Here is a 25,864-nt window from a genome sequence, read left to right as displayed (position 1 = left end):
TCGCCCTCGGGGGGAGCACGCTCGAGCTGCGCGTGCCGCTGAAGGAGCTCGGCTTCCCCAAGGAGTTCGCCTACGACGGCGTGACCGCCGCCCTGCGGGTCAACGCCGGCCTGCACAGCCCGCTATTGTGCGTGAGCGACGTCTTCGACGTCGCCTCCGGCGACCTCAGCCTGCCGGGCAGGCTGCGCTGAGGGGCCGAACCTCTTCGCGTCCGCGGCCCCGGGCGGCGACCGCGCGCCTCAGCCCGGGGCCTCCTCCACGGCCAGGAAGTAGACCAGGTGCGCCTTGCCGCCCTCCCGGTCGGAGCGCTCGACGAAACGCCCCAAGAGCGCCCGCATCTCCCGGCGCAGCTCGGCGGCCTGGGCCTCGCTCAGGTAAAGCCGCCCGAAGTCGCTGAGCAGCTTGGCCGCCTCCGAATTCCCCGCCTCGGGCAGCATCCGCACCCAGACGTTGCCCCCGTCCCGCTCGGCCCGGACGTGCCAGCCGTCGGCGTTCTTGCGCCCGGCGTAGGCCAGCGAGCGCTTGACGCGCTCGAAGAAGTCCCCGAACTGGATCGCCAGCAGGGCCTCGTCCGACTCGGCGGGCACGAGCTCGATGGGGAAGGTGAAGACGTCGGCCACCGAGCGGTAGACGGGGACGTTGAACCTCGAGCGCTTCTCCACCCGCACCACCTCGATGAGGCCGAGCTCGAGCATGCGCCGCACCCAGTAGCTCATGCGGCTCTTGCTCAGCCCCAGCGCCCGCGCCGCCTCGGCCAGGCTGCACTCCAGGCCCAGGAAGGGCACGATAAAGCTGCTGCGGTAGCGGTCGAGCAAAAACAGGGCCGCCTCCGGGTCCGTGATGCGCCGTTCTCGAGCCTCCGCCGTCCTCATACGCCGCAAGCTTAACCGCTCACCGGGCCAGGTTGTATTTGAACGGTGGGCCCGCTACCTTTCAGGGGTGCGGTGTCCCTGCACCTGCTCTGGAAAAGGCGGGTGACGCCGCGCCGGCGAGGAGAAGCCCGCGCGCGGCTCGGGACCCCCGACAAGCCCTGAGGCCCGGCCTGCAAGGGCACGATTGAAGCCCATATTCCGGCCCGGAGTTCGCGGGCCGGGAAGGAGGAAGCGTGAACCGTAAAGCATTGGCGAAAGGATTGGCGGCGGCATCGATGGTGGGCGTCCTGGCGGCTTGTGGCGGGGGCGGGAGCGGGGGCGGAAGCGGCGGCGAGATCCAGGGCTCGGTGCGCGCCCCGGCGGGCGGGAGCGCGGCGGGCAGCCGGGTGATAGCCTGCTTCGTCGAGGGCAACCAGTGCAACGCCCAGTCGCCCAACACGCGCGCTACGGTCGTGGGCGCGAACGGCGCCTACAACCTCTCCCTCGCCGCCGGACAGTACGTCGTGCTCGCCATCAAGGACGTCGACGGCAGCGGCAGCCTGACGGCGGGCGACTACGGCGGGATCTACACGGAGGGCGGCAAGATCGTGGCCGTGTCCCCGCCCAAGGCCGGGGTCAACATCCAGATGGAGGTGCTCACCGAAGACTCCGGCCTGCGGGCGCAGGGCCTCGAGGGCATCCCCTTGCGCTAACCCGCTGGCACGGCACGTGGGGGTGGCCCCCGGGCGGAAACGGGCCCCGGGACCACCCCCTCCCCGCGCTCGAGCGCGGCCTCACACCGTGATCACGACCTTGCCGCGGGCGTGGCCGGTCCTGATGTACCCGAGCGCCTCGGGCACCTCCGCCAGGGTGTAGCGGCGGTCGATGACGGGTTTGATCCTCCCCGCCTCGAGCATCTGCCCCAGGGCCAGCAGGTCCTCCGGGGTGAATTTCGCGATGAAGAACACCACCTTCTGGCTCGCGCCCAGCGAAGCCAGCCGGACCCGGAGCAGGTGCCCCACGGGCCCGAGCACCGGGTTGCCCATGGGCCCCCCGACCAGGACCAACCTCGCGCCGCGCTCGAGGACCCGCCTGAGCGCCGACCACGGCCGGCCCCCGGCGACGTCGAGCAGCAGGTCGTAGCGCTCGCCGCCGCGGGTGAAGTCCTCCCGGGTGTAGTCGATCACGCGGTCCGCGCCGAGGGTGCGGGCGAGCTCGACGTTCCGCGTGCTGCACACCGCGGTCACGTGCGCGCCGAGCGCCTTGGCGATCTGCACCGCGAAGGTCCCGACCCCCCCGGCCGCCCCGTTGACGAGGACCTTCTGGCCCGGGCGGACCTGCCCATGGTCGCGCAGCCCCTGCAGCGCGGTGATGGCCGCCGTAGGGACCGACGCCGCCTCCTCGAACGTCACGTTGGCAGGCTTGTGGACCACGTTTTTGCGGACGGTCAGGTACTCGGCCAGGGCCCCGTTGCGCCCGCCGAAGACCTCGTCCCCCGGCCGGAAGCGCGTCACGGCACTGCCGACGGCCTCGACCACGCCCGCGAAGTCCACGCCGGGGATGGACTGCTTCGGCCGGATCAGCCCCGTGAAGGCCCGCGCGAAGTACGGCGTCCCCGTCACCCCGTACCACTCCGCCCGGTTCACCGAAGACGCGCGCACGCGCACGAGCACGCCGTCTTCCGGCAGCGCCGGCCGGTCGACCTCCCTGAGCCGGAGAGCCCCCGGCGGGCCGTAGCGCTCCTGGACGATCGCCCTCATCTTCCCCTTCGCCGTGTCCTGCTGAGCTGGTGCGTTCGCGGTCATGATCCCCTCCCCGGTGACAGCCGTACCCGACGCCCAGCCAACCCTGCCGGCCTCTTTTCGTACACTGTACGACTGCTGTAGCCGCACAGTACTCGTACACTGTACGATTGTCAAGGCCTCAGCTCCGCCCGTGGCGGAGGCGCAGGCCAAGGAGGATAGCTGATGACCCGTCCCGCCGACCCCAGCCCCCGGCCGCGGACGTCCCTCAGCAGGGACCGGGTGCTGCGCGCCGCCCTCGCCCTCGCCGACCGCGACGGGATCGAATCGCTGAGCATGCGCAAGCTCGCGGAGGAACTGGGGACGAAGGTGATGTCGCTGTACTACTACGTCGCCAACAAGGACGACGTTCTCGGCGGCATCCTCGAGCTCGTCATCGGCGAGATCGAGCTTCCCCCCGAAAACCCCGACTGGAAGGCCGCTCTTCGCCGGAGCGCGATCTCCGCCCACGAGGCCCTGTTGCGCCACCGCTGGGCGCTGGGCGTGATGATGTCGCCCAGCCGGGTCGGCCCCGCGCGGCTGCGCTACATGGACTCCCTCCTGCGCTGCCTGCGCGAGGCGGGCTTCTCGGCCTACGCGGCCCACCGCGCCTACCACGCCCTCGAGGGCCACATCACCGGCTTCACCCTGTGGCAGGCGAGCCTCCCCATCCGCAAGGCCGACGTGCCTAACCTGGTGGCGAACTTCCTCGAGCGGATCTCCGTGGACAAGTACCCCTACATCGTCGAGCACATGCAGGTACACCTCGCCCTGCTCGGGCAGGAGGGTGAGGGCGACTTCGAGTTCGGCCTCGACCTCATCCTCGACGGCCTCGAGAGGATCCGGGTGTTGGAGCAACCGTCCGGCTGATGGAGGTGATGGTGCTGCCGCGGAAAGCCGCCGTGCATATTGGGGCACAAGTTGGGGCAAACGAAAAAGGACGCGACGAAGAAGTCGCGTCCTGATCTGGTGCCAAGGGGCGGAATCGAACCGCCGACACTGCGATTTTCAGGTACAGTCAGGCGTATCCTGACGTTTCCGCTTGTGTCCTGGACGGGCTTTTTACATACCCCCACCCCCCACTTTTACCCCCCGGTTGCCGTCAGGTTGCCGTCACCCCTGAGCAGGGGTTTTAGCCCGTTGTAGACGCTTCTTGCACCGCTCAGAGCAAACCACCTTGCCACGCGAGGCTATGCTGATTCACCCCCCATTGACCGGTTTGGCTTGACAGGCTGTTTTGTTGGCCCTATACTGAAAATTGCTAGACTGTCCCTATTTCTACCCCGAGCCCGCCCACCCCGGCGGGCTCTCATTTTTGGAGGCTCTAATGCCTAGACCACCCCCGTTGACACTCCCACTTGTCGGCAGGCCCACCGTTTGCGCGGTGGGCCATTTGCTTTTAAGCCACCAGATTTTACAGAGGTGCGTATATGCGCGATCTACAGGTTGGGGAAGTGTCACGGCTTTTGGGTGTTTCCAAGGAATCGGTTCGCCGTTGGGTGCGAGAAAAAAAGCTTGCAGGCTACTTCATCGGTGCCCGTCTCCGCATCAAACCCGAATCCCTCAAGGAGTTTGCTCCAGAGGCTTTCGAGCGGCTTCGGCAGGGCAAGGAGGGCGATTGATGAGCTTCGATAGCGTTTGGGAAGTATCAGAGCGGCTCGGCTTTGGCCGCCCGCTAGTGTTCAAGGTCGAGGAAGCGGCCCGGATACTTCGCCTGGGGAGACGGCAAGCTTACGAGCATATCCATTCTGGCCGCTTGCGGGCTGTTAGGAACGGCAATCGGCTTTTGATACCGGTCAAGGCCCTTGCCGAGTTCCTCGAGGGCGAACCCCCCGCCGGGGCTGGCGGGGGGCGTTAGGGGGTGCGGGCCGTGCGCAAGTCCATTGTACTCGACCCCGCCCACCTGCAACAGGCCCGCGCCGTGCTCGAGCTCGAGCACTTCGAGGTAGAGACCCCCCCGCCCGATCTGCTCGAGCGGGGTGTAATCCTTACCGCCTACCGAGAAAATGCCGATGACATCGAGGGTTACTTGCTCTCGGCTGAGGAAATCCGGCTCCTGGCCCTGCATCGCAGCCTCTCGGTGCTTGATCCTGAGCACCCGAACGAGAAACCCCGCTGGCAACGCTCTACGACCCGCGATAGAGAGCGGGCCTACAGCGAAGCCGCCCTAGCTCGCGCCGTGCTGGAGGTGCAATCTGCCCCCGTAGGGCAAAGAAACAACGTCCTGGCCCGCGCCGCGTTCGGGCTAGGCCAACTCGAGCACCTTGGACTCGATGAGCACCGCGTCCTTGAGGAGCTGGTACAGGCCGCGCTAGTTACCGGCTTGTCTCACCAAGAGGCCCTGAGCACCGCCAAGCGCGGATTCAAGAAGGGTGCTCAGCACCCCCGCGATTTACCGCCGGATTTAGCGCAAAGCGCAAGGGGTAGCGCAAGGCCCTTTGCGCTAAATAAACGCGATGGAGATGGGCAAACCCGATTTAGCGCAAACAGCGCAAAGCGCCAAAGCGTGTTTGCGCGGGGTAAGGGAGGCAAGCGGTGAGCGGCTTCGCCTGGAAAACCGCCGATACCCTGCCCACCGCCTCAGAGGTGGGCTGGCTGTGGGAAGGGTACATCGCCGCCGGTACGGTGGGCATCCTGGGCGGGCCTGCCGGTGCGGGCAAGAGCACCCTCATCGCCGCCCTCGAGGTGGCCGTGGCCGCCGGGGTGGACTTCCTCGAGGCCCCCACCCAGCAGGGCGAGGTGTGGCACCTGGACTACGACACCGACGCCCGCCTGCAAGGCCCCTGGTATCGCAAGGTCGCCGCCGGGCTGGGGGTTGGAGCCGAAGCGCTCCAGCGCATCCACTACCTCGAGCCTTCCAACCCCTCCCAGGGGCTCGACCTCGAGCGACTCGATGAGCTGGAGGGGCTGGCGCGGCTGGATGCACCTAGGCTCATCGTGATCGACGCCTGGACATCAGCTTTCTTCTACGCCGACTCCAAGAAGGCCGAGCACGTGGCCGAGGTCATGAACCGCCTGCGGCAGATTGCCGCCCTGGGGCCTGCGGTGCTGGTGCTGGACCACACCCCCAAGCCGGTGCAGGGGCTCACGGTGCTCGAGCGCGGGGTGGCGGGGAGCTTCTACAAGCTGGGCGGGGCCCGCAGTGCCTACCTGCTGCAACGGGTGGCCCCCAAGCTCACCGGTGGGCAGGACGTGCTTAGGCTGGACTGCCTGAAAAACAACCTCGGCCCGATGGGCGAACCGCTGGGCATCGCCCGCCACTTCGAGCGGGACAGCCTGCGCTTCGAGATCACCGACCTGCCCGAAGAAGAAGCGAGCCACGCCCCTGCCCTGACCCGCGCCCTGCGGGGCGTGCGGGAGGTGCTGGGAGAAGGCCCGCTGCTGCGCGGTGAACTCATCCGCAAGGTGGCCGAGCGGGCCAACGCTTCCGAGCGCACCATCACCGAGGCCCTGCGCCGCCTCAAGGCCGCCGGGGAGGTCGAGGCCCGAGAGTCCAGCGGCAAGGGTAGCCCCACGCTGTACACTTTGCGCTTTGCCGTAAATGGGGAAAAAGCCGATGAGCAACGCACGGATTTAGCGCAAACCCCCTTGCGCACCCCTGCGCAGTTTGCGCTAAATCCGCCCGAGCCCGCACCGACCCCCGACCTCGAGGCCGAGCCCGAAGGGTGGGAGGTCGAGGTATGACCCCCTGGGACGCCCTGACCACCCGCACCGGGGCCATCGCAGCCAAGCTCAAGACCCTGCAACCCCCGCTGCTGGTGGTCAAGGTTGACGGTGAGCCGGTTTACATCACCGCCTGGCCCACCCCCGAAGACCTCGAGGCCCACGCCCGCTTTCCCGGTATGCCGCGCCTCGCCCTCGAGCGCCGGATAGCCGAGGCTCTGGACAAGCTGGCCCGGCTCTACCCCAGCCCCAGGCAGTCGGTCGAGGTGTGCGGCCAGTGGCCCGGCCACCCGCCACGGCTGGAGCGGGTAGCTGTGGCCCACCGCCCGGCTCGAGCGCCCCCTAGACCCGCTGTAAGCCCCTCTGAGGCCCTCAGGCAATAAGCCCTCTCTCAAACCTTTACAGGAGTACGTATGTTGAACCAGCCCAACACCCAAGCTCTTCTAGCCGCAACCGCCGAAGAAATCCTCAGCAAGCTCAGCCCCCCCGACTCGATCACCGGCCCGGTGCGCCAACTCTTCGCCGCCCTCGCCGATTACCCGAGCCGCGCCGCGATGATCGACCGCGATGAGTCCCTTTCCCCGCTGGGCAAGGCTCAGGCTTGGGACGCCCTCAATCGGTCGTTCAAGAACCGGCTCGAGGAGATCGTCAGACAGTACCGCACCGCCCGCGCCAACTACCTCACCAACCTCGAGGCCCGCGCCAAGCCCAACCCGCCCTCTGAAACGGCCCAACTGCTCGCGGCCACCAACTTCCAAACCCTGTGGGCCAACACGCCGGGCCGTCTCGGTGAGCGGTTCGAGAAGCTGGTTCTGCACGCCCTCGAGCACCAGGACACCGCGCTACAGCACTACTTGGCCTCTCCCACGGTGGGGAAGCTCGTCCAGGACGGTGATGAGGCCGATAAGCTCATGTACCGGGAGGCCATGGCCCGCTTGCGCCGTGGGCTGGCCGGGCCGGATCGAGCCGCCGTCGTGGAAAAGCTCGAGCTTGCCGAGGAATACCTGCCCAAGCTCGATGAGGCCCTGGCCGCCGCGCTGCACTTCGGTGCACAGGACTACCGAATCCCGGTGCCGCCGGTCGAGCGGCTGTTCGGGCGGGGGGAGGGGGGGTAAGCCCTCCCCCAAGGGGGATTTATGCCGTCCAAAGCGCGAACTACTGGAGATTTGGAGAGGGCCAAAAAGCGGCTGTGGCGGGCCGTTTTGCGGGCCTCAGAGATCGTCGAGGACATAGACCCCAACCTCGCCCTTCGCGCCATCCACGCCCTAGGGCAAGTCACCCTCGCTTACGCCAAGCTCCACGAGGCCCACGACCTCGAGCGCCGCCTTGAGGCCCTCGAGCAGCAGTTGTCCGAACACGGAAGGATCACATGAGAAGCCGAATCACCAAACTCGAGCAGACCGCCGAAGCCCTCCTAGCCGCCAACGCGCCCGGCGTGACCCTCTGGCTTGACGCCCGAGGAGATACGCCGTCCTGGTTCGCCGTGCGGCCTGACGAGGCCGATTCGCCGGGTGTGAAGGCCCTCGAGCAGGGCCGCCCGGTGCTGGCCGTGCTGCTCCCCCTACCCGGTGACTGTCTTCCAGGGCTAAGCCCGGTGACCCCTCACCCGTCCCTGGTGAAGGCCCTTCAGCGTCACCGGGCCGCCGGTGGGGGGCTTCTGGCCCTGCTGAAGCCCTAGCAAAGCTCGAGCCCCCCGGCTACTACTCCACCCCGGCCCCCTCGAGCGAGGGGGCTTATCGTTCGTTTTACGCGGTCGGTGAGCACCGTCCAGGACGGCGCTCGTGGGCGGTGGAGTTGGAGGGGGCATATTTCCCTTAATAGAGATTAGGGGATATTCGCTTGTGTACACGTGCTATGATTGGGGTATGAGAAAGATACCGCCGAAGGAGTTGAGGCTTAAGGCCCTTGGCGGGCTGATCGAGCTGGCACCGGGAGAGAGGACGGCAAGCGCCCGCTTTCGCGGGCGCGGCGAGGTGGTAGAGGCTTTTCTACGGCTCGATACCCGGCGCAGGGGTGAGGTGGTGCGGGCCGGGCTCGAGGCTTTAGGACTGCTGGAGGGGGTGGAGGATGCCCAAAAGATCAAATAATGAGGGCTCGATCTACAAGCGCTCTGATGGCCGCTATGAGTATTCGCTTACCGTAAACGGAAAGCGGCATCGAGGGTATGCCAAGACCCGCAAAGAGGCCGCCAAGAAGCTCGCTGAGCTTTTATCGGCTTATGGCCGGAACCTTCTCCCCGACCCCGACCGGATCAGCGTCTCTGAGTTCATCGAGCGGTGGCTAGCCGCCGTAGAGCACCGCGTCAAGCCCACGACCCATCTGCAATACTCCATCTCGCTCAGGCGGCATGTGACCCCTGTCCTGGGAGACGTGGCGGTGCAGCGCCTACAGCCCTTGCACCTGACCCACCTTTACGCCGAACTGCTCAAGAAGCGGATTCGCCCTAACGACCCCGAGCGGCTCGAGACCCTCTCCCCCACCACGGTGCGGCTCGTTCACCGCGCCCTGCACGCGGCCCTGAACGACGCGGTGCAGTGGGGCCTCCTCCCCTGGAACCCGGCCGAGCGGGTGAAGCCGCCCAAAGCTCCCCGCTACGTGGGCGAGGTGTGGACGCCCCAAGAGGCTTGGGCGTTTCTTGCCGAGGCCCAGCACTCCCGTTGGTACGCCCTCTTCTTCCTGGCCCTCATGAGCGGGATGCGCCGGGGCGAGCTATTGGGGCTCAAATGGTCAGATGTGGACTGGCGGGGCGCTTGTATCTGGGTACGCCGCAATTACACCGTGGCCGGGGGGGAAAAGGTCATCCACACCCCCAAGACCCACCGCTCGAGCCGCCCGGTGGACGTGGGGCCGGACGTGCTCGAGGTGCTCAGGCAGCACCGGGAAAAGCAGGAGAAGGAGCGCCTCGAGATGGGTGAGGATTGGGCGAATGGGGATTGGGTGTTCACGACCTCGCTGGGCACGCCGATCGAGCCGGGGAACCTTCATCGCGAGTTCGTGCGGGTCATCCAGCGGGCCGGGGTGAAGCGAATCCGCTTCCACGATCTGCGCGATACCCATGTAAGCTTGCTGGCCCTGGCCGGGATGGACGCCAAGGTTATTTCTGAGCGGGTAGGACACGCCAACGTCTCCTTTACCCAGCAGACCTATCAGCACGTCTTCGCGTCCCAGCGCAAGAAGGCCGCCCTAGCGGTGAGCGAGTTGTTAGGCCCCAAAGAGGGAAGACCCACCGCCTGAGGCGCGTTGCCGTCAGGTTGCCGTCAAGACACAATAACCGGGAGTCTTTTCAACTCCCGGTTATCTTATTTTGAGCCTTCCCTATCGGCTCTTCTCTTGGTGCCAAGGGGCGGAATCGAACCGCCGACACTGCGATTTTCAGTCGCATGCTCTACCGACTGAGCTACCTTGGCTCGCGGCGCGCCGGGCGCGGCGCGAGCTTCGGCTACGCACGGCACGCGTTTTTGGCGGCCCGGACGGGACTTGAACCCGCGATCTCCCACGTGACAGGCGGGTATGTTAACCAACTACACCACCGGGCCAGAATTTCGGCTGCTTTGGGCTTTCCAAAGGCAGCACATAGGATGATAGTCGAGGCAGGCGAACCTGTCAAGCAAAGGCCATGAAGAACCCCCCCTCGAGCCCCCTCCTCACCTGGCGCGAGGTGCTGGCCCAGCACAAAAGCCTGCGCGGGATCGCGAAAAACAGCCTGCTGGCCGATGAGGGCGAGTCGGGCTACCGCAACGTGTTCCTGCCGGACGGGCGCATCGTCTACGTGGGGGAAGGCCTCGAGGGGCACCAGCAGCCTACGGGCGGGAATGCCGTGCTGCTCGAGGCCCTCCAAACCCGGCGGCCCCTGCGGGTCTTTCTGCGCGAGGGGGTCAACCGCTGGCGGGACCTGGGGCTCTACCGGGTCGAAGGGGTGGAGTACCGCCGGGAGGCGGCCGAAGGGCGCTACGTCTACTGGTTCACCCTGGCTCCCGTGGAAAGCGGTGGAAAGTTTTCCACAGGTTGAGGCAGTTATCCACAGACTTATCCACAGGCTTCCACAATTGACCGGGAGTTATCCACAGCCTCCAGGAAGGCCCGCAGCTTGTCGGGGGATTTGAGCCCTACAGCCTCTTCGACCCCGCTCGAGACGTCCACGGCGTAGGGCCGTAGCGCCAGAACCGGGCCCAGGTTCTCGGGGGTCAGGCCGCCTGCCACGATCAGGCGGGGGTGGTGGCGGAGGGGCTCGAGCCACTCCAGCGGGTAGCCCTGTCCGCTGCCGGGGCTCACGCCGTCGAGCAGCAGGGCGTCGGCGGGGTAGTCGGCGAGGCGGGGGTCGGCGGGGCCGGAGAGCTTGAAGGCCTTGATGACCGGCAAGTGCGCGCGCAGGGCCTCGGCCCACTCGGGGGGCTCGTCGCCGTGGAGCTGCGCCACCTGGAAGCGGGCGGTGCGCATGGCCTCGAGCACCGCCTCAGGGGGCGCGTCCTGGAACACCCCCACGCGGGCGACGAAGGGGCCCAGCGCCCGGCTGATGGGGGCGTAGTGCTCGGGCGGGCGGTAGCGCTTGGACCCAGGCGCCAGGATGAAGCCCACGGCCCAGGCCCCCAGGCGCTCGGCCAGGAGGGCGTCCTCGAGGCGGGTGACCCCGCAGATCTTGGCCTTGACCACAGCCCCAGTCTAGCGGCTGGGAGCGACCCTCCCCCGCCCGGGACACCGGCAACCGCCCTGCCCAAGGTAAAATCGGGCCATCCGCGTTGAGGAGAGCCCATGGTCCAGCACGCCCACATCGACCGCAGCAAAGTCCGAGCCCTGATGGAGCGCGAGAAGGCCCTCTTCGCCGAGCGCCACCCCCAGTCCCGGGAGCTCCACCGGCGCAGCCAGGAGTCCCTGCTGGCCGGGGTCCCCATGCACTGGATGACCCGCTGGCCCGGCGGCTTCCCGCTCTTCGTGGCCGAGGCCAGAGGGGCCACCTTCCGCGACGTGGACGGGCTCGAGTACGTCGACCTCTGCCTGGGCGACACCGGGGCCATGACCGGGCACTCCCCGCCCGCCGTGCTGCCCAAGATCACCGAGCAGCTCGCCAAGGGCATCACCACCATGCTGCCCAGCGAGAACACCTTCTGGGTGGCCGAGGAGTTGCAGCGCCGCTTCGGCCTGAAGTACTGGCAGTTCGCCCTCAGCGCCACCGACGCCAACCGCTTCGCGCTGCGGCTGGCCCGCGCCGTCACCGGTCGCCCCAAGGTGCTGGTGTTCAACGGCTGCTACCACGGCACGGTGGACGAGGCCTACGTGAGCCTGGTGGGCGGCGAGGCCCGGAGCCGCCCCGGCAACATCGGGCCGCAGGTCGACCCCACCCTCACCTCCAAGGTGGTCGAGTGGAACGACGTGGAGGCCCTCGAGGCCGCCCTAGCCCCCGGCGACGTGGCCGCGGTGCTGGCCGAGCCGGTGATGACCAACGTGGGCATCGTGCACCCCGAGCCGGGCTACCACCAGGCCCTGCGCGAGCTGACCCGCGAGTACGGCACCCTGCTCATCCTCGACGAGACCCACACCCTCTCGGCCGGGCCCGGGGGCTACACCCGCAAGCACGGCCTCGAGCCCGACCTGCTCACCGTGGGCAAGCCGCTGGCGAGCGGCATCCCCGCCGCCGCCTACGGCTTCACCGAAGAACTCGGGCGCAACGCCCACGCCGTCATCCAGCCCCCCTACGCCGACACCGGCGGCATCGGCGGCACCCTGGCCGCCAACGCGCTCTCGCTGGCGGCGATGCGGGCCACCCTCGAGCACGTCCTCACCGAGGAGGCCTACGAGCGCATGATCGCGCTGGCCGAGCGGCTGGAGTGGGGCGTGAAGGGCGTGATCGCCAAGTACAAGCTCCCCTGGCACGTCACCCGCGTGGGCTGCCGCGTCGAGTACCTCTTCCGCCCCAATCCCGCCAAGAACGGCTCCGAGGCCCTGGCCGGCCAGGACCCCGACCTCGACCCCTTCATCCACCTCTACATGCTCAACCGCGGCGTCCTGCTCACCCCCTTCCACAACATGGCGCTGATGTCCCCGGCGACGCTCGAGGAGCACGTGGACCGGCATACGGAGGTGTTCACGCAGGCGGTGAAGGAGCTTATTTCTTAGTTCTTACCTAACTCGCCGCCATCTCAAGAGCTAAGCATATTTACTCAGCTTCTTCTGAATATTCATCCAGGATAGAATCAGAGGTGTGTGACAAATGGCGAAGCTTCGATAACTCTTCAACGCTATCGTAAGAAATATACGTACAAATTTCTTGCAAAGGTCGCTCTAACAAAGCAAAAACCGGTCTAGTAATCTCCTGGAACACCTTTTCTCTACGTGCAGAAGGCGCAACAATATGAAGGTTGATATTCATATTAGGCTGTAGCGCGATCAAATCAGCCATTCGAAGAATACCAGAATAGATAGAGGTAGTATGCTCAACTTCAAAAGCCCTCGCAATAGATCTGCCTTTGAACCATAACACATCTATCTGTTCTATGGTCTTTAGTGTTGTTTCATCATAATTGAGAGGTAATCTCTCAAGTAGCACCCCTGGTTCAGGTTGCCACTCCTGAAGAACACCAGTGCGATCACCTTTAGGAATCCATATTTTCATACCCATCGTTGCTCCAATACGTGCAAGTAAAGCTTGAATCTTTATAGACTCGCGAGTTTCTAGGTTAATTGCTTTCTCTAATTGCGGCAGGTCTGCATCCTGGGGAACCGTAACCGTTACCACTTTATCGAGTGTTCTTACTCTATGTCTAAGTAATTTTTCGTACAAATCGTCAGCTATAGGGAAAATATTTGTGGAATTCTGCTGACGGTATAAAATGTCTTCAAGGAATTTCCCATCGCTATCACTTATAGTAACCAAACTCGAGCGTATTTTCCCTGTCCATCTTGAGCTATTTTTGTCTTGACCTCGAGTGAATGAGAGGCTATCCCAAACCTCAGCTTCATGAATAGGGATTGCCTTCTCTTTTTCTAACCAGACTAGTGGTTTGACCTTGAAGCGCACCACAAAAGGATCATTCTCTGGGTAAAAGATGGGCGTATCATCAATATAGCTCTTACTAGTGACTTCTAAGAGTCCAATCCAGCGCGATAGTTTCGTCATGTAGCAAATTAGTTTGTCGCCAATCTTAATACGACTAGCCGCGCTTTGATGACGTATCCTGAAGCCTGAAACATCCCGACTAGACCTTTTAAAAGCTTCATAAGTTTCGGGGGAGAACAGGTCAAGAAAGTAGGCCATAGCTGATCTACATAGATATTACGCCTAAGAACACGCTTGGCTCTAACCTATCTTCCCAATAAACGAGCAGTCATTTCCATAAGGCACTTGTATACTGTATACACTTATGTCCAACCTTGAGGCCGAAGTGGTCATCTGTGGAGCCGGGATCGCCGGAATTGCTGTTGCCTACAAACTCGCGGTGAAGCGCGGGGTGAAGAACGTGGTGCTGCTCGAGCAGGACGCCCCGCTCTCGCTCACGAGCGACAAGTCCACCGAGTGCTACCGCAACTGGTGGCCCGTGAAGCCGCCCGAGCGGCCCGGCGATGCCGGTACTCATGGACCCGACGGCGCCATGATCGCCCTGATGAACCGCAGCATCGAGCGGCTCGAGCAGATCGCCCGGGAGAGCGACGACCGCATCGGGCTGGGCCGGCGGGGTTACCTCTACGCCACCGCCGAGGCGGGCAAGGTGCCGGTGCTGCTCGAGGCCGCCGAGAACGCCGCGCGGATGGGGGCGGGGCCGCTGCGGGTCCACGACGGGAAGGGGGGAAGCTACGCCCCGGCGCCCGCCCACGGCTTCGAGGGCCAGCCGGACGGGGCCGACCTCATCACCGACAAGGCCCTGATCCGGCGGCACTTCCCCTACCTGGCCGAGGATACCGTGGCCGTGCTGCACGCGCGGCGGGCCGGGTGGTTCTCGGCGCAGCAGTTGGGGATGTGGATGCTCGAGCAGGCCCGCGCCCACGGGGTGCGGCTGGTGCAGGGCCGGGTGACGGGGGTCCAGACCACGGCGGGGCGGGTGAGCGCGGTGGAGGCGCGGCGCGAGGACGGCTCGGCCTTCACCGTCCGGACCCCCTGCTTCGTCAACGCGGCGGGGCCTATGCAGAAGGCCGTGGGGCAGATGCTGGGGGTCGAGATCCCGGTCTTCGCCGAGCTTCACCTGAAGATGAGCTTCCCCGAGCACCTGGGAGTGGTGCCGCGCGAGGCCCCCATGCTCATCTGGGCCGACGAGGTGCGGCTGCCCTGGAGCCCGGAGGAACAGGAGATGCTGGCCGAGGAGCCCTCCACGCGCTGGCTGCTCGAGCCCTTCCCCCCCGGCGTCCACTGCCGCCCCGACGGGCACGGCGAGAGCAACACCCTGATCGTTCTCTACAACTACCACTTGGAGCCGCTCGAGCCCCGCTTCCCCCTGCCCATCGACCCCCACTACGCCGACGTCGCCCTGCGCGGCATGGCCCGGATGATCCCGGGCCTGGGGCGGTACTTCGAGAAGGCCCCCAAGCCCTGGATCGACGGGGGCTACTACGTCAAGACCCGCGAGAACCGCCCACTGATCGGGCCGCTGGGGGTGGAGGGGGCTTACGTGGTGGGGGCGCTCTCCGGCTTCGGCGTGATGGCGGCCTGCGCCGCGGGCGAACTGCTGGCGGCGCACATCCTGGGCGACCCGCTGCCCGAGTACGCCCCGGCCTTCAGCCTCGAGCGCTACCGGGACCCCGAGTACCTGCGGGCGCTCGAGCGCTTCGGGGACGGGGCTCAGCTTTAGGGCTTGCAATATACGTATACGTATATTATCCTGTGGCTAACCCCACAGGAGGAGAGCGTGATGCCCAACAAGACCATTTACGTTTCCGAGGCCGACCTTCCCCTCTTCGAGCTCGCCCAAGAAATTGGAGGCAACCTCTCGTCCACGATCGCCAACGCCCTTCGGGAATTCGTGCAGCAGCACAAACCCGACGAGCACGGCTTTCGCGACGTCGAGGTGAAGGTGGGCAAGATCGCCCACGTCCAGAAGCGCTTCAAGGGGCGCCTGCTGGTGAAGGGGCGGCTGTCGGAGCGCCGGGCGCCGCTGAAGGAGTACGAGGTCTACGAGACCGCCAAGGGGCGGGTGGCGGTGTACACCTGCCAGACGTACCACGGCGAGCTCGGGCACCTGATCCAGGACTGCCGCCTCGAGGTCTACGAGAGCGTCGAGGATCTGGTAGGCCAGGTGCCGGAGGAGCTGTACCTGGCGGCCCGCCAGATGCTCTCGGGCAACCCGGTCGAAGAGCTGGACATCTAGCCGAAAGAGCAACTTCAGGCTTTCGCGGGACGGGCCCGGAGGGGCTCGAGGGGGTGGTGTCGTGTTCCGGATGTGGGAATTCGAGCAGGTTGCCAAGGCACGGGTGGAGACCTTGCGGGCCGAGGCCGAGGTCGTGCGCCTGCTGCCGCACAAGTCCCTGCGCCGCCGCCTGGCCGAGCGGCTGGTCCGGCTGGCGAAGCGGCTCGACAGCCAGGTGCCCCTCTCCCCCGAAGTCGCCCGGGGTTGAAGCACGGCCCGGATGGGGTAGGCTTGGCGGGATCGCGTATGGAGACCACCGCTTTCCAAGACGCCATGGGCGGCAACCACTGCTGGGGCTGCGGCAAGGACAACCCCAAGGGCCTGCAGATCAAGAGCTACTGGGAGGGCGAGGAGGCCGTGTGCACCTTCCACCCCCGCCCCGAGCACATGGCCGGGCCCACCCACATCCTCAACGGCGGCATCATCGCCACCCTCCTCGACTGCCACACCGTCTGCACCGCGATGGCCGCGCTCTACCGGGCCGAGGGGCGCGAGATCGGCGAGGGGCCCGTCATCTGGTGCGCCACCGCCAAGCTCGAGGTGACCTACCTGCGCCCCACCCCCATCGACCGGCCCGTACACCTGCGGGCCAGGGTCGAGGAGATCGCCGGGCGCAAGGTGCGGGTGAGCTGCACGCTGTACTCGGAGGGCCTCGAGTGCGCCCGGGCCGACGTGCTGGCGGTGCGGGTGCCGGAGGAGTGGCGCACGGGGCCGGGGCGGTAGTCGATGGCCGATAGCCGGGCGCCGGGGGCGGGTCGTACGTCGTACGTCCTACGCCGTACGCAATACGCCTAACGTCGAACGCCGAACGCGAGACGCAAAACGCAAGACGCCCTGGCCCTCGGCCCTCGACAAACCACGAGCCACTAGCCCTCCCTAGCCCCCGGCGTCCCTCCTGAACTCACTGGCGCTCGCCCAGCGTCACCTCGAGCTCGAGGGGCTGTCCGCCGCGCCACAGCTTGAGCCGGGCCTGGGTGCCGGCGGGGAGGTCGGCCAGGATGCCCAGGAGTTCCTCGAGCCGCCCCAGCGCCTTGCCGTCCAGCGCCAGCAGCACGTCGCCCACCAGCAGCCCGGCCCGCTCGGCGGGGCCGCCGGGCTCCACCGAGACCAGGAGCAGCCCCACGCTCTGCCCGGCGCCCTCCGGCAGGCGCACCGGCTGGGCGCCCACGCCCAGGTAGCCCCGGCGCACGGTGCCGTGCTTGTGCAGGAGCTCAGTTATCCGGCGCAGGGTCGGCAGGGTGAGGGTGAGGGTCAGGCCGCGGCGCAGGGCCTGGGTGTTGACCCCGACGAAGCGACCTTCGGCGTCGAGCAGCGGCCCGCCGGAGAAGCCGGGGTAGAGCGAGACGTCGGGCTGGACGTAGCGCTCGAGCCTTCCCCCCGCTGGCGTGCGCCACTCCCCGGCCACGTTGCCCAGGATGCCCAGGCTGGCCCGCAGGTGCTTGCCCGGCCAGCCCAGCGCCAGCACCACCTGCCCCACCTTGAGCCCCCCGGGCTCAGCCCACTCGGGCACGGCCAGATCGGCGGCCTCGAGCTTGAGCAGGGCCAGGTCGGTGCCGGGGTCGCGCCCCACCACGCTGGCCTCGTGGATAGCCCCGCCGGGCAGCGTCACCGCCACGTCCGAACGCCGCAGGGCGTGCGCTGCCGTGACCACCAGCCCGTCCGCCGACCACACCACGCCGGTCGAGCCCGTCCAGCGCCCCGCGTCCACCCGCACCACCGATTTCCCCGCACCCTCAACCGCCGAGACCAGGGCATTAGAAAGTTCGAGAATTGGATTGCTCATGCCCTCGAGCCTAGGCCCCAGCCCATAGCACCGCATCCGCCGCTCGAGCAGCGCCAGCCTAGCCATTCGGCCAGGAACGAGCCATCAGCTATCAGCCCTCAGCCGTCAGCCGTCAGCGAAAGGCTCGTGGTTTGTCGAGGGCCGAGGGCCAGGGCGTCTTGCGTCTGGCGTTTTGCGTTTTGCGTCTTGCGTACGACGTAGGACGTACGACCGGCGTTCGGCGTTCGGCTATCAGCTACCGACTATCTACAACATCACCAGCCCCAACCGCGCCGCCCGCACCACGGCTTCCGTGCGGCTCTGCACGCCGAGCTTGCCCAGGATCGAGGCCACGTGGAACTTGGCGGTGTGCTCGCTGAACTCCAGGCGCCGCGCGATGGCCTTGTTGGACAGGCCCGCCGCCAGCAGGCGCAGCACCTCGAGCTCGCGCTCGGTGAGGGGCTCGAGCGGGGGTTCGGCCTCGCCCTCGGGGTCTCGGGGTCCGGGGCGTAGGGGCTCGGCCAGGTCCGGGGCCAGCACCACCAGGCCCTGGGCCAGCGCTCGCAGGGCCGCCGAGAGCGCCTCCGGTTCGCTGTCGCGCCACAGCACGCCCCGCGCCCCGGCCGCCAGCCAGGCGGTGGCCTGCGCCTCGTGCCCGACCAGGGCCAGCACGGGGGGCTCGAGGGCCTCCAGGTCGGGGCGGCTCTCCCCTGCCTCCCACAGCACCACGTCGGGCGCGTAGGCCTGCCAGCCGTCGGGGCCGCCGAGCTGGCCCACCACCTCGAGCCCGGCCTCCCCCCGCAGGGCCGCCGCCAGCCCGGCCCGGGCCCAGGGGTCCTCGCTGAAGATGAGCACTCGGGTCTCCAAGCTGACGCTAACGCTAGCCTAATCCCGCACCGCTCCAGGGTGAGAACGCTCACGCTGGCTCCCCGACGGGCCTCCTGCCGGCGAAAGCGGCCCCGAGCCTGAGCCTGAGCTAAAGCCCGGCTTGAGGCAAAGCCCGTGGGTACTCAAAAAGAATCCTGCTTTCATGGGAGCGGGAGGAAAATTATGAGCAGCACATTTCGCTCCATCGTAGTGACTACGGCTCTGACGGGATTGCTGGCGGCCTGCGGCGGGCAGCAACCCCCGCAGAACGGCAAGCCCATGACTCCCGAAGCCGCCAAGGCCGCGGCGACGGTCGCCCTGCGCGACCTTTCGCTGGGCAGCAGCCTGGTGCGCGGCCCCAGCGGCATCGTGCCGCAGAGCGCGGCCAAAGCCGGCCTCAACGCCCAGGTGCTGGGCGGGCTCGAGGGGCTGGGCATCCCCATGCGGCAGGCGCTCGAGGCCGGCTGTGAGGTCAAGGTCGAGCCGCTGCCCTTCACCGACAAGGACGCCGACCTCGTGCCCGCCGACGCCACGCTCAAGGTCGACTGCACCCTCGACCACAACGGCTACAGCTACGCCTTCAAGGGCGCGCTGCGGGTGGAGGACAACGACGACAACTTCAAGAACAGCGGCTTCCGCCTGAGCTTCCAGGGCTTCTCCGACAAGGCCACCAAGGGCGACTACTCCGTCGAGCGTAGCTTCGACGGCAGCTTCGCCCTCGACTCCAAGGACCCCGCCCTCTACAAGCTCGACAAGAACTACATCCTCACCTCCAAACAGACCAAGGCGGGCCAGACCAACACCCTGGGTGCTACCTTCGACACCACCGAGACCTACGCCCCCGACGACCCCAGCAAGCCCGTCCTGGCCGGCGACTTCGCCGTCGATAAGGACAAGCCCGGCACCCTGACGGTGCAGAAGAACGCCGACGTCTACAACTGGAACTGGTACACCGACCCCACCCTCCACTACACCCTGAGCTGCGCCGCCGTCACCGGCGAGGGCGTGTGGATCCCCTTCGACGAGGGCGCCGTGGTCTACACCTACAACGACTCCAAGGGCCAGAGCGCCAACCTGCGCCTGGAGTTCACCGGCTGCGGCAGCTACACGCTGACCCTCGACGGGAAGGTGATCAACTAGAAATTGTCGATAGTCGATAGCTGATAGCTAGCAGCCCCTCGCTCGCGAGGGGCTGCTTCAAGTGAACTGAACCCTCTCCTGCGGGAGAGGGGCTGGGTGAGGGTGGGGGTGCGTTTTGCGTTTTGCGTTCAGCGTTGGGCGTTCGACGTCCGGCTATCGGCGATCCACTACCGGCGTCAGACCGTTCCCAGCTTCGCGGCCGTCTCGAGGTCCATCTCTTCCTCGGGTTCGTCCACCTCGATGCGGCGCTGGAGGAGTTCCTGGCCGCCCTCGAGGCGGCGGATCTCCTCGATGAACTGCTCGGGGGAGGCGAACTCGCGGTAGACCGAGGCGAAGCGGATGTAGGCCACGGGGTCGAGCTCGCGCAGGAAGGCCAGCGCGCGCAAGCCGATCTCCTCGGAGGTGATCTCCATCTCCTTCACCGTGTCCTCGAAGCCGAAGGCGAACTTGTAGAGCACCTCGGGCTCGAGCTTGCGCTTCTGGGTGGCGAGGGTGAGGCCGCGCAGCAGCTTGTTGGGGTCGAAGGGCTCGCGCCGCCCCGAGCGCTTGATGACCATGAGCGGCTCGGCGTTGGCCCGCTCGTAGGTGGTGAAGCGCCGCTTGCAGCCCGGGCACTCGCGCCGCCGCCGGATCACCGAGCCCTCGTCGGAAGGGCGCGAGTCGAGCACGCGGGTGTCGGGATGGGCGCAGTACGGGCAATTCACGGGCGACCCCCAGGCCACAGGGCCGAAGAGCACGCGGTTCCAGCCATCTCTGCGTCCAGCATACGGTGTAGGGCGGCCTTCACAGCAACCTGGGTGACTAAGGCAATTCGCGCAGCAGGTCGTAGAGCTCGGGCGGCTGGGGCGGGTCGGGGAGCAGCACCTCCATCAACTGCCCGCGGATGCCCTCCGAGACCATCGAGCCCAGCCCGATGGTGCCGCGCACGAGGGCCTGGTCGTACTCCTCGCTCGAGGGGTCGCGGCTGGGCACCACCCCGTTGACCCGCACGTTGGAGGGGAAGATGCGCGTGGCCCCCTCGATGAGCCCGGTCACCGCCCCCCGGATGGCGGCCACGTGCGGCTGCTCGCGGTGCAAAGGCGGCAGCACGATGGTCACGAAGCCCCCGCCCGAGAGGTAGCGCAGGCCCTGCTGCAGCACGTAGAGGCTCGACTTCACGTCGGCGTTGAGGAGGTCGTACCATTCGCCCTCGAGCAGCTCCACGAAGGCCGTCTTGCTCTCGGCGCTGGTCACGTGCACGATGCCGTCGAGCATCCCGAACAGCTCCTCGATCTTCTCGAAGGTGGTCATGACGTCGAGCACCACCGACATGTCGCCGCGGATGGGGATGGCCGTGGCCCCCAGCGCCTCGACCTCCGAGGCAACCCCGGTAGCCAGCTCCACGTCAGGGTCCACGGTGACTACGGTCGCCCCGTTGCGCCCGTAGGCGTGGGCGATGGAGCGGCCGTAGCCCCGCCCCGCCCCCGTGACCATCACGATGCGTCCCGACAAGCCCAGGAGGTCTCGAGGTGGCGTCGCGCTCATCCCAACGAGTTTACCGTGTAATACCAGATTCGGTCAGTCCGTCACCATTCGGTGACGGACTGACCCGACCGAAGGGAGCGCTCTAGGATTCAAAAAGATGGCCTCTGAAGGTCTTTGGATTGGACGATTATCTTTTTGAATCCGGTATAAGAGGCTGCAAGGTAATGGTGTGGGGGGCGCGGGGTAGGCAGCCGTCAGCTATCAGCCGTCAGCCATCAGCGGGAGGCTCGTGGCTCGCGGTGGACCCCCCCCAGCCCTCCCCGCGCGCGGGGAGGGTTTATCCCCCCAGCCCCCCTTGCTAAGGGGGGTGACAAGGCGCCTTGCGTTTTGCGTCTCGCGTACGACGTAGGACGTACGACCGGCGTTAGGCGTTGGGCGTTTGGCTATCGGCTATCGACCCTCTCACCCGCGCGCGTACTGCAACTCGTACAGCTTGGCGTAATACCCGCCCTTCGCCAGCAGCTCCTCGTGGCTGCCCTCCTCGAGCAGCTTCCCCTTGCGGAAGACCAGGATGCGGTCCACGTGGCGAATCGTTGAGAGGCGGTGGGCGATGATGACCGAGGTGCGGCCCTCCATCACCCGCCACAACGCTTCCTGGATCTTGGCCTCGGTCTCGGAGTCCACGTTGGCGGTGGCCTCGTCGAGGATGAGCAGGATGTCGGGGTTGTGCAGGATGGCCCGGGCGAGGGCGAGCAGTTGCTTCTGGCCCGTCGAGAGGCCGCCGCCGCGCTCGTGCAGCACGGTCTGGTAGCCCCCCGGCAGGGCGCTGATGAACTCGTGGGCCCCCACGAACTTCGCGACCTCCTCCACCCGCTGCGGCGGAATGCTCTCGTCGCCTAAGCGCAGGTTGTAGTCGACGGTGCCGCTGAAGAGGAAGGGGTCTTGCAGCACGATGCCGATGGCGCGGCGCAGGTCGCGCTGGAGGTAGTCACGCACGTCCTGGCCGTCGATCTTGACGGCACCCCGCTGCACGTCGTAGAAGCGGGCGATCAGGCTGATGACGCTGGTCTTGCCCGCGCCGGTGGCCCCCACCAGGGCGATCTTCTCGCCGGGGCGGATCCGGAAGGACACGCCGCGCAGCACCCAGTCCCAGTCCTCGGCCTCGGCCTCGAGCTGCTTGGGGGTGTTGGCCTTGGTGCCGTCGGGCTTGGGCTCGCCGCGCTTGCCGTAGGCGAACCACACGTCCTCGAAGTCGATCTGGCCGCGGAAGCGCTCGACCCGGATGGCCCCGGAGCGGTCGGAGACCTCCTCGGGCGTGTCGAGCAGGCCGAAGATGCGCTCGGCCGAGGCCATGGCGGCCTGGAAGATGTTGAACTTCTCGGAGAGGTCTTGCAGGGGCTGGAAGAACTGCCGCACGTAGTCCACGAAGGCCACCAGCAGGCCCAGCGTGAGGGCCTGCTGCACCACCTGGCCCCCGCCGTACCACAGCACCAGCGCCACCGTGGACTCGCCCAAGAAGCCCACGATCGGGAAGAACAGCGCGAACCAGAAGATGATCTTGACCCACGAGGCCCGCAGGTCCAGCGACAGGCCCGCGAAGCCCGCCACGTTGCGCGGCTCGCGGCTGAAGAGCTGGGTGGTCTGCACGCCCGAGAGGTTCTCCTGCAAGGAGGCGTTGAGCTTCGCCAGCCGCAGGCGCATCTCGCGGTAGGACTCGCGCATGCCGTTGCGGATCCAGGTCGTCACCGCCAGCAGCACCGGGATCACGGTGAAGGCCACCAGCGAGAGCTTCCAGTCGAGCGCGATCATGAAGCCCATGATGCCCGCCAGCAGGAAGATGTCGGCGATGAGGCCCACCAGCCCGCCGGTGATGAACTGGTTGATGGCGTCGACGTCGGAGGTGATACGGGTCATCAGGCGGCCCACCGGGTTCTTGTCGAAGTAGCCCAGGTGCAGCCGCTGCAGCTTGGAGAAGATCTCGCTGCGCAGGTCGAAGAGCACGTGCTGCCCGACCCAACTGATGAGGTAGATCTGGCCGTAGCGGGCGAAGAAGTCGAGGACACGCACGCCCAGGAAGGCCAGGCTGATGTAGAGCAGCAGTTGGTAGCGCTGGGCGAGCTCGAGCGCCTGCTGCGGCAGGATGGCGTTGTCGATGGCGTACTTCAGGAACAGCGGGGTGGCCGCCGTGGTCAGCGTGCCCACCAGAAGGCAGACCAGCGCCAGCGCCACCTGCAGGCGGTAGGGGCGCACGTAGGTCAGGATGCGGCGGGCCAGCCGGGCGTCGAAGGATTTTTTAAAGGCTTCTTCTTCATGCATAGCAATCGCCTAACGCCCAACGCCTAACGCCCAAGGCTAAACGCCAGGCGTGGGGATGCAGAGTCGATGGATAAGCGGGCCTCGAGATCATTACCTCAACCGAAGCGGGAGAGAAGCTTTTGGCGTTGGGCGTTCGACGTTGGGCGTTCGGCACCATCACTCCACCTCCGCCTGCAGCCGCTGGATGCGGTCGAGCTCGGCGTAGAGGCCGCCCTGCTCCAGCAGCATCTCGTGGGTGCCCTCCTCGGCGATGCGGCCCTGGTCGAGCACCACGATCCAGTCGGCGTACCTCAGGGTGCTGGTGCGGTGGGCGATGAGCAGCGTGGTCTGCTGGCCCAGCACCTGCTTGAGCCCGCCCAGGATGCGCGCCTCGGTCTCGGTGTCCACCGCGCTCATGGCGTCGTCGAGGATGAGCACCTTGGGCCGCTTGGCCAGCGCCCGCGCCAGCGCGGTGCGCTGCCGCTGCCCGCCCGACAGCGTCACGCCGCGCTCGCCCAGCGAGGTGTCGTAGCCCTTGGGGAAGCCCACGATGTCGTCGTGGACCCCGGCCAGCTTCGCGGCCCACTCCACCCGCTCGCCGTCGACGGCGGGCAGGCCGAAGGCGATGTTCTCGGCCAGGCTGTCGGAGAAGAGGAAGGGCTCCTGCGGCACCATGCCCACCGCCTGGCGCAGCGCGGAGAGGGGGAGGTCGCGCACGTCGTGGCCGCCGACGAGCACCCGGCCCCGGCTGGCCTCGAGCAGCCGCGGGATCAGGCTCACCAGCAGGGTCTTGCCGCTGCCGGTGCGCCCGGTGACGCCCAGGGTCATGCCCTCAGGGATGGTGAGGGTGATGTCCTTGAGCAGGGTGCGCCCGCCGAGCTCGAGGCTCACCCCCTCGAACTTGACCTCGCCGCCGAGCTCGCCCACTTCCACGGGGCGCTCGGGGTCCTGGATGCGGGGCTTCTCGTCGAGCAGCTCGCGCAGGCGCTTGTAGCTCGTGGCGGCCCGCTGGAACATCGAGAGCACGAAGCCCAGCCCCAGCACCGGCCAGGACAGTTGCAGCAAGTAGGCGTTGAACTGCACCAACTGCCCCACCGACATCTCGCCCCGGATCACGTAGCCCCCGCCCAGCCACAGCACGGTGAGCACCGCGAAGCCCATCAGCAGCCCCATCAGCGACCACAGCATGGGGCCTTCGATGCGCGCGAGGGCCAGGCTCTTGTCGATGTACTGGCGGTTGAGGGTCTGGAAGGCGGCGAGCTCGCGCTGCTCGAGGGCGAAGCCCTTCACCACCCGGATGCCCGAGAAGTTCTCCTGCGCACGGGTGGAGATCTGGTCGAAGACCTCCTGGCTCTCGCGGTAACGCCGGTCGATCACCCGCAGCACGAAGCGCATGATCACGATGATCAGGGGCACAATCAGGGTCAGGACGGCGGCCAGCTTCCAGTTGACCAGGTACATCGAGATGAAGGTGAACAACAGGCCCGCCACGATGCGCGTTCCCATGTTCACTCCGCCCGCCATCATCTCGCGCACCGCGCCCATGTCGGTGTTCATCTTGTTGACCAGGTCGCCCACCCGGCTCTTGCCGTAGTAGTACGCGTCCAGGGCCATGAGGTGCTTGAAGAGGTCCATGCGCAGGTCGTGCTCGATGTAGCGGCTGGCGACGATGGCGAGCTGGCGGTTGGTGTACGAGAGCAAACCCGTCAGCACCGCCGCCCCCACGATCATGCCCACGTACGGCAGGTAGGCCTCCCCCACCCGGATGGCGTCGATCGCCCGCCCCAGGAAGTAGGGGGTCAACACGTTAAACCCGATGCCCGTAAGCCCGGCCAACAAACCCCAGAAGTAGGGCCGGGCATAGCGGCGGAAGTACGGCGACAACTCCCGCAGCATTCCCCATACCGACTGATCCGTTTTCATTGGCCTCCGTGCTGCTCCTCCGCCAATACGCGGAGCCCCTCAAACCTTGTTTTTTGGCGCTTTCTGCCGTCCACCGAACCGGGTCGTCAGAATTTAGATGGTAGCAAAGTTCTACTCTAGAGCCAAGCAAAGTTTTGAATTGCAGCGGGAGGCTGGGGGACGTTGGTTGTCGGTGGTCGATGGTCGATGGTCGATAGCTGATAGCCGATAGCTAAATGCCAAACGCCCCTTCTTCACCCCCCTTAGCAAGGGGGGCCAGGGGGGGATACCCCCTCCCCGCCGGCGGGGAGGGAAGGGGCAGGGTGCCTTTCACCACGAGCCTTTCGCCCTTCGCTGACGGCTGACGGCTGACGGCTGAAAGCTGACCGCTGAAGGCTTATCGCTTCCCGTTTTACCCTACCCCCCCACCTGCCGTGCCAGTTCTGCCAACGGCTCGCCCCAGTCCTCGCCCACGGTGAGGGTGGAGTGGGGCTTGTGGAGGCGCTGGGAGAGTTTGCGGGCGAGGTTGGGGATGGGGTCGGAGCCGGGGACCATCAGGTAGATCACGGCCTTGACCTTGCCCAGGCGGGAGAGGTAGCGGCTGGCGCCGGCGAACTCGAGGTCGGTCGGCAGGTCGAGGGGGATCTCGACCCGGGCGCCCTCCTCGCGCAGCTTGGCCGGGGGGAGGTCGGGCCAGAAGGGGCTCAGGCCGGCGGCCTGCAGGGCCCCGACGATCCCGCCCTGCAGGCGGGGGTCCTCCTGGACCATGGGCAGGGTGACGATGCCCACCGAGCGGTTGCTGCCGGGGTT

General features: G+C 66.7%; 30 protein-coding genes, 2 tRNA genes and 1 pseudogene. 20 read left to right on the top strand and 13 right to left on the bottom strand.

The annotated features are described in order from the left end of the window. Positions 1-32 precede the first annotated feature (32 nt). A complete protein-coding gene (locus tag MEICH_RS28480; RefSeq protein ID WP_157202645.1) occupies positions 33-191 on the top strand; it encodes a hypothetical protein in 159 nt (52 codons plus the stop codon). Between the two features lie 48 nt (positions 192-239). Here the strand turns inward: MEICH_RS28480 and MEICH_RS0106915 are convergent, their stop codons facing one another. After that, positions 240-872 (bottom strand): MarR family transcriptional regulator, encoded by a 633-nt coding sequence (locus MEICH_RS0106915; RefSeq protein WP_027892012.1) that lies wholly within the window; start codon positions 870-872, stop codon positions 240-242. 233 nt (positions 873-1,105) lie between these two features. Between MEICH_RS0106915 and MEICH_RS0106910 the strand changes: the two genes are divergently transcribed. Beyond that, positions 1,106-1,564: a hypothetical protein gene (locus MEICH_RS0106910; RefSeq protein WP_157202644.1), complete on the top strand. Its 459-nt coding sequence runs from the start codon at positions 1,106-1,108 to the stop codon at positions 1,562-1,564. 81 nt (positions 1,565-1,645) lie between these two features. On the opposite strand, the gene MEICH_RS0106905 is transcribed toward MEICH_RS0106910, so the two are convergent. After that, a complete protein-coding gene (locus MEICH_RS0106905) occupies positions 1,646-2,611 on the bottom strand; it encodes an NAD(P)-dependent alcohol dehydrogenase (RefSeq protein ID WP_027892010.1) in 966 nt (321 codons plus the stop codon). Positions 2,612-2,818: 207 nt separating this feature from the next. Here MEICH_RS0106905 and MEICH_RS0106900 point away from each other — a divergent pair, with 207 nt between their 5' ends. The 11 genes from MEICH_RS0106900 to MEICH_RS0106855 all read left to right on the top strand — a co-directional run bounded on the left by MEICH_RS0106900 (position 2,819) and on the right by MEICH_RS0106855 (position 9,529). After that, positions 2,819-3,502, top strand: a complete 684-nt coding sequence (locus MEICH_RS0106900; RefSeq protein WP_027892009.1) for a TetR/AcrR family transcriptional regulator — start codon at positions 2,819-2,821, stop codon at positions 3,500-3,502. 560 nt (positions 3,503-4,062) lie between these two features. Beyond that, positions 4,063-4,254, top strand: coding sequence for a helix-turn-helix domain-containing protein (locus MEICH_RS27860; RefSeq protein ID WP_084542213.1), 192 nt, complete (start codon positions 4,063-4,065; stop codon positions 4,252-4,254). Then, positions 4,254-4,490: a helix-turn-helix domain-containing protein gene (locus MEICH_RS30660; protein WP_084542212.1), complete on the top strand. Its 237-nt coding sequence runs from the start codon at positions 4,254-4,256 to the stop codon at positions 4,488-4,490. The genes MEICH_RS27860 and MEICH_RS30660 overlap by 1 nt, the downstream gene beginning before the upstream one ends. Before the next feature lie 12 nt (positions 4,491-4,502). Continuing rightward, a complete protein-coding gene (locus tag MEICH_RS30655; protein ID WP_027892007.1) occupies positions 4,503-5,171 on the top strand; it encodes a hypothetical protein in 669 nt (222 codons plus the stop codon). Then, complete coding sequence (locus tag MEICH_RS0106885; protein WP_027892006.1) at positions 5,168-6,316, top strand: AAA family ATPase; 1,149 nt, start codon at positions 5,168-5,170, stop codon at positions 6,314-6,316. Before MEICH_RS30655 ends, MEICH_RS0106885 begins: the two co-directional genes overlap by 4 nt. Beyond that, positions 6,313-6,678 carry a hypothetical protein gene (locus MEICH_RS23980; RefSeq protein ID WP_051304003.1) on the top strand — a complete coding sequence of 122 codons (366 nt, stop codon included), beginning with the start codon at positions 6,313-6,315 and terminating at the stop codon, positions 6,676-6,678. The genes MEICH_RS0106885 and MEICH_RS23980 overlap by 4 nt, the downstream gene beginning before the upstream one ends. 30 nt (positions 6,679-6,708) lie before the next feature. Then, complete coding sequence (locus tag MEICH_RS0106875) at positions 6,709-7,410, top strand: hypothetical protein (protein WP_027892005.1); 702 nt, start codon at positions 6,709-6,711, stop codon at positions 7,408-7,410. Between the two features lie 51 nt (positions 7,411-7,461). Continuing rightward, positions 7,462-7,668: a hypothetical protein gene (locus MEICH_RS0106870; RefSeq protein ID WP_027892004.1), complete on the top strand. Its 207-nt coding sequence runs from the start codon at positions 7,462-7,464 to the stop codon at positions 7,666-7,668. Further along, the gene (locus MEICH_RS0106865; protein ID WP_027892003.1) at positions 7,665-7,973 is read left to right on the top strand and encodes a hypothetical protein; all 309 of its coding nucleotides are present in this window, start codon (positions 7,665-7,667) and stop codon (positions 7,971-7,973) included. Before MEICH_RS0106870 ends, MEICH_RS0106865 begins: the two co-directional genes overlap by 4 nt. A gap of 187 nt (positions 7,974-8,160) precedes the next feature. Next, positions 8,161-8,382, top strand: coding sequence for a hypothetical protein (locus MEICH_RS0106860; protein ID WP_027892002.1), 222 nt, complete (start codon positions 8,161-8,163; stop codon positions 8,380-8,382). Further along, the gene (locus tag MEICH_RS0106855; protein WP_084542211.1) at positions 8,363-9,529 is read left to right on the top strand and encodes a tyrosine-type recombinase/integrase; all 1,167 of its coding nucleotides are present in this window, start codon (positions 8,363-8,365) and stop codon (positions 9,527-9,529) included. Before MEICH_RS0106860 ends, MEICH_RS0106855 begins: the two co-directional genes overlap by 20 nt. Positions 9,530-9,626: 97 nt before the next feature. Here the strand turns inward: MEICH_RS0106855 and MEICH_RS0106850 are convergent. Next, a tRNA-Phe gene (locus MEICH_RS0106850) sits at positions 9,627-9,702 on the bottom strand. 52 nt (positions 9,703-9,754) lie between these two features. Continuing rightward, a tRNA-Asp gene (locus tag MEICH_RS0106845) sits at positions 9,755-9,831 on the bottom strand. A gap of 80 nt (positions 9,832-9,911) precedes the next feature. On the opposite strand from MEICH_RS0106845, the gene MEICH_RS0106840 reads away from it, so the two are divergent. After that, positions 9,912-10,304 (top strand): SRA domain-containing endonuclease, encoded by a 393-nt coding sequence (locus MEICH_RS0106840; RefSeq protein WP_027892000.1) that lies wholly within the window; start codon positions 9,912-9,914, stop codon positions 10,302-10,304. A 17-nt stretch (positions 10,305-10,321) separates the two neighbouring features. On the opposite strand, the gene MEICH_RS0106835 is transcribed toward MEICH_RS0106840, so the two are convergent. Beyond that, entirely contained in the window at positions 10,322-10,945 is a 624-nt protein-coding gene (locus MEICH_RS0106835; RefSeq protein ID WP_027891999.1) for a phosphoribosylanthranilate isomerase, read from the bottom strand. Positions 10,946-11,044: 99 nt separating this feature from the next. On the opposite strand from MEICH_RS0106835, the gene MEICH_RS0106830 reads away from it, so the two are divergent. After that, on the top strand, positions 11,045-12,406 hold the full coding sequence (locus MEICH_RS0106830) for an aspartate aminotransferase family protein (protein WP_027891998.1): 1,362 nt from the start codon (positions 11,045-11,047) through the stop codon (positions 12,404-12,406). Positions 12,407-12,446: 40 nt separating this feature from the next. Here MEICH_RS0106830 and MEICH_RS27845 read toward each other — a convergent pair whose 3' ends face one another. Beyond that, complete coding sequence (locus MEICH_RS27845) at positions 12,447-13,544, bottom strand: EVE domain-containing protein (protein WP_084542210.1); 1,098 nt, start codon at positions 13,542-13,544, stop codon at positions 12,447-12,449. Between the two features lie 106 nt (positions 13,545-13,650). Here MEICH_RS27845 and MEICH_RS0106825 point away from each other — a divergent pair, with 106 nt between their 5' ends. From MEICH_RS0106825 to MEICH_RS0106810, 4 genes are all read left to right on the top strand, one after another. Further along, positions 13,651-15,069, top strand: a complete 1,419-nt coding sequence (locus MEICH_RS0106825; RefSeq protein ID WP_027891997.1) for an NAD(P)/FAD-dependent oxidoreductase — start codon at positions 13,651-13,653, stop codon at positions 15,067-15,069. Between the two features lie 60 nt (positions 15,070-15,129). Next, a complete protein-coding gene (locus MEICH_RS23975) occupies positions 15,130-15,585 on the top strand; it encodes an EXLDI protein (RefSeq protein WP_051304000.1) in 456 nt (151 codons plus the stop codon). Between the two features lie 61 nt (positions 15,586-15,646). After that, on the top strand, positions 15,647-15,832 hold the full coding sequence (locus MEICH_RS28475; RefSeq protein ID WP_157202643.1) for a hypothetical protein: 186 nt from the start codon (positions 15,647-15,649) through the stop codon (positions 15,830-15,832). Positions 15,833-15,870: 38 nt separating this feature from the next. Beyond that, complete coding sequence (locus tag MEICH_RS0106810; protein ID WP_027891996.1) at positions 15,871-16,347, top strand: PaaI family thioesterase; 477 nt, start codon at positions 15,871-15,873, stop codon at positions 16,345-16,347. A gap of 178 nt (positions 16,348-16,525) precedes the next feature. Here the strand turns inward: MEICH_RS0106810 and MEICH_RS0106805 are convergent, their stop codons facing one another. Together MEICH_RS0106805 and MEICH_RS30435 are read right to left on the bottom strand one after the other, a co-directional pair. Continuing rightward, positions 16,526-17,407 carry a S1C family serine protease gene (locus MEICH_RS0106805; RefSeq protein ID WP_027891995.1) on the bottom strand — a complete coding sequence of 294 codons (882 nt, stop codon included), beginning with the start codon at positions 17,405-17,407 and terminating at the stop codon, positions 16,526-16,528. 246 nt (positions 17,408-17,653) lie between these two features. Beyond that, positions 17,654-18,253, bottom strand: coding sequence for a response regulator transcription factor (locus MEICH_RS30435; RefSeq protein WP_027891994.1), 600 nt, complete (start codon positions 18,251-18,253; stop codon positions 17,654-17,656). A gap of 183 nt (positions 18,254-18,436) precedes the next feature. On the opposite strand from MEICH_RS30435, the gene MEICH_RS0106795 reads away from it, so the two are divergent. Next, a complete protein-coding gene (locus tag MEICH_RS0106795; protein WP_157202642.1) occupies positions 18,437-19,393 on the top strand; it encodes a hypothetical protein in 957 nt (318 codons plus the stop codon). Between the two features lie 176 nt (positions 19,394-19,569). Here MEICH_RS0106795 and nrdR read toward each other — a convergent pair whose 3' ends face one another. The 5 genes and pseudogenes from nrdR to MEICH_RS29210 all read right to left on the bottom strand — a co-directional run. Then, positions 19,570-20,097 (bottom strand): transcriptional regulator NrdR, encoded by a 528-nt coding sequence (gene nrdR / locus MEICH_RS0106790; protein ID WP_027891992.1) that lies wholly within the window; start codon positions 20,095-20,097, stop codon positions 19,570-19,572. Between the two features lie 97 nt (positions 20,098-20,194). After that, positions 20,195-20,917 (bottom strand): SDR family NAD(P)-dependent oxidoreductase, encoded by a 723-nt coding sequence (locus tag MEICH_RS0106785; RefSeq protein WP_027891991.1) that lies wholly within the window; start codon positions 20,915-20,917, stop codon positions 20,195-20,197. 402 nt (positions 20,918-21,319) lie between these two features. Continuing rightward, a complete protein-coding gene (locus MEICH_RS0106780; protein ID WP_027891990.1) occupies positions 21,320-23,173 on the bottom strand; it encodes an ABC transporter ATP-binding protein in 1,854 nt (617 codons plus the stop codon). Positions 23,174-23,329: 156 nt separating this feature from the next. Continuing rightward, positions 23,330-25,075 carry an ABC transporter ATP-binding protein gene (locus tag MEICH_RS0106775; RefSeq protein ID WP_051303996.1) on the bottom strand — a complete coding sequence of 582 codons (1,746 nt, stop codon included), beginning with the start codon at positions 25,073-25,075 and terminating at the stop codon, positions 23,330-23,332. A 396-nt stretch (positions 25,076-25,471) separates the two neighbouring features. Further along, positions 25,472-25,864, bottom strand: a pseudogene (locus tag MEICH_RS29210) (hypothetical protein); the annotation flags it as partial.

This window comes from Calidithermus chliarophilus DSM 9957, from assembly GCF_000430045.1.
Taxonomy (GTDB): domain Bacteria; phylum Deinococcota; class Deinococci; order Deinococcales; family Thermaceae; genus Calidithermus; species Calidithermus chliarophilus.
This window is presented reverse-complemented; position numbering and strand designations above follow the sequence as displayed.

Bases quoted from the DNA above. Each gene is read 5' to 3' on its own strand.
- MEICH_RS23980 (WP_051304003.1), top strand. From the start codon at position 6,313: ATGACCCCCTGGGACGCCCTGACCACCCGCACCGGGGCCATCGCAGCC.
- MEICH_RS0106840 (WP_027892000.1), top strand. From the start codon at position 9,912: ATGAAGAACCCCCCCTCGAGCCCCCTCCTCACCTGGCGCGAGGTGCTG.
- MEICH_RS0106780 (WP_027891990.1), bottom strand. From the start codon at position 23,173: ATGCATGAAGAAGAAGCCTTTAAAAAATCCTTCGACGCCCGGCTGGCC.
- MEICH_RS0106825 (WP_027891997.1), top strand. From the start codon at position 13,651: ATGTCCAACCTTGAGGCCGAAGTGGTCATCTGTGGAGCCGGGATCGCC.
- MEICH_RS0106805 (WP_027891995.1), bottom strand. From the start codon at position 17,407: ATGAGCAATCCAATTCTCGAACTTTCTAATGCCCTGGTCTCGGCGGTT.
- MEICH_RS30660 (WP_084542212.1), top strand. From the start codon at position 4,254: ATGAGCTTCGATAGCGTTTGGGAAGTATCAGAGCGGCTCGGCTTTGGC.
- MEICH_RS0106860 (WP_027892002.1), top strand. From the start codon at position 8,161: ATGAGAAAGATACCGCCGAAGGAGTTGAGGCTTAAGGCCCTTGGCGGG.
- MEICH_RS0106905 (WP_027892010.1), bottom strand. From the start codon at position 2,611: ATGAGGGCGATCGTCCAGGAGCGCTACGGCCCGCCGGGGGCTCTCCGG.
- MEICH_RS27860 (WP_084542213.1), top strand. From the start codon at position 4,063: ATGCGCGATCTACAGGTTGGGGAAGTGTCACGGCTTTTGGGTGTTTCC.
- MEICH_RS0106900 (WP_027892009.1), top strand. From the start codon at position 2,819: ATGACCCGTCCCGCCGACCCCAGCCCCCGGCCGCGGACGTCCCTCAGC.
- MEICH_RS27845 (WP_084542210.1), bottom strand. From the start codon at position 13,544: ATGGCCTACTTTCTTGACCTGTTCTCCCCCGAAACTTATGAAGCTTTT.
- MEICH_RS0106915 (WP_027892012.1), bottom strand. From the start codon at position 872: ATGAGGACGGCGGAGGCTCGAGAACGGCGCATCACGGACCCGGAGGCG.
- MEICH_RS0106865 (WP_027892003.1), top strand. From the start codon at position 7,665: ATGAGAAGCCGAATCACCAAACTCGAGCAGACCGCCGAAGCCCTCCTA.
- MEICH_RS23975 (WP_051304000.1), top strand. From the start codon at position 15,130: ATGCCCAACAAGACCATTTACGTTTCCGAGGCCGACCTTCCCCTCTTC.
- MEICH_RS0106810 (WP_027891996.1), top strand. From the start codon at position 15,871: ATGGAGACCACCGCTTTCCAAGACGCCATGGGCGGCAACCACTGCTGG.
- MEICH_RS0106785 (WP_027891991.1), bottom strand. From the start codon at position 20,917: ATGAGCGCGACGCCACCTCGAGACCTCCTGGGCTTGTCGGGACGCATC.
- MEICH_RS0106875 (WP_027892005.1), top strand. From the start codon at position 6,709: ATGTTGAACCAGCCCAACACCCAAGCTCTTCTAGCCGCAACCGCCGAA.
- MEICH_RS0106775 (WP_051303996.1), bottom strand. From the start codon at position 25,075: ATGAAAACGGATCAGTCGGTATGGGGAATGCTGCGGGAGTTGTCGCCG.
- MEICH_RS0106855 (WP_084542211.1), top strand. From the start codon at position 8,363: ATGCCCAAAAGATCAAATAATGAGGGCTCGATCTACAAGCGCTCTGAT.
- MEICH_RS0106830 (WP_027891998.1), top strand. From the start codon at position 11,045: ATGGTCCAGCACGCCCACATCGACCGCAGCAAAGTCCGAGCCCTGATG.
- MEICH_RS0106795 (WP_157202642.1), top strand. From the start codon at position 18,437: ATGAGCAGCACATTTCGCTCCATCGTAGTGACTACGGCTCTGACGGGA.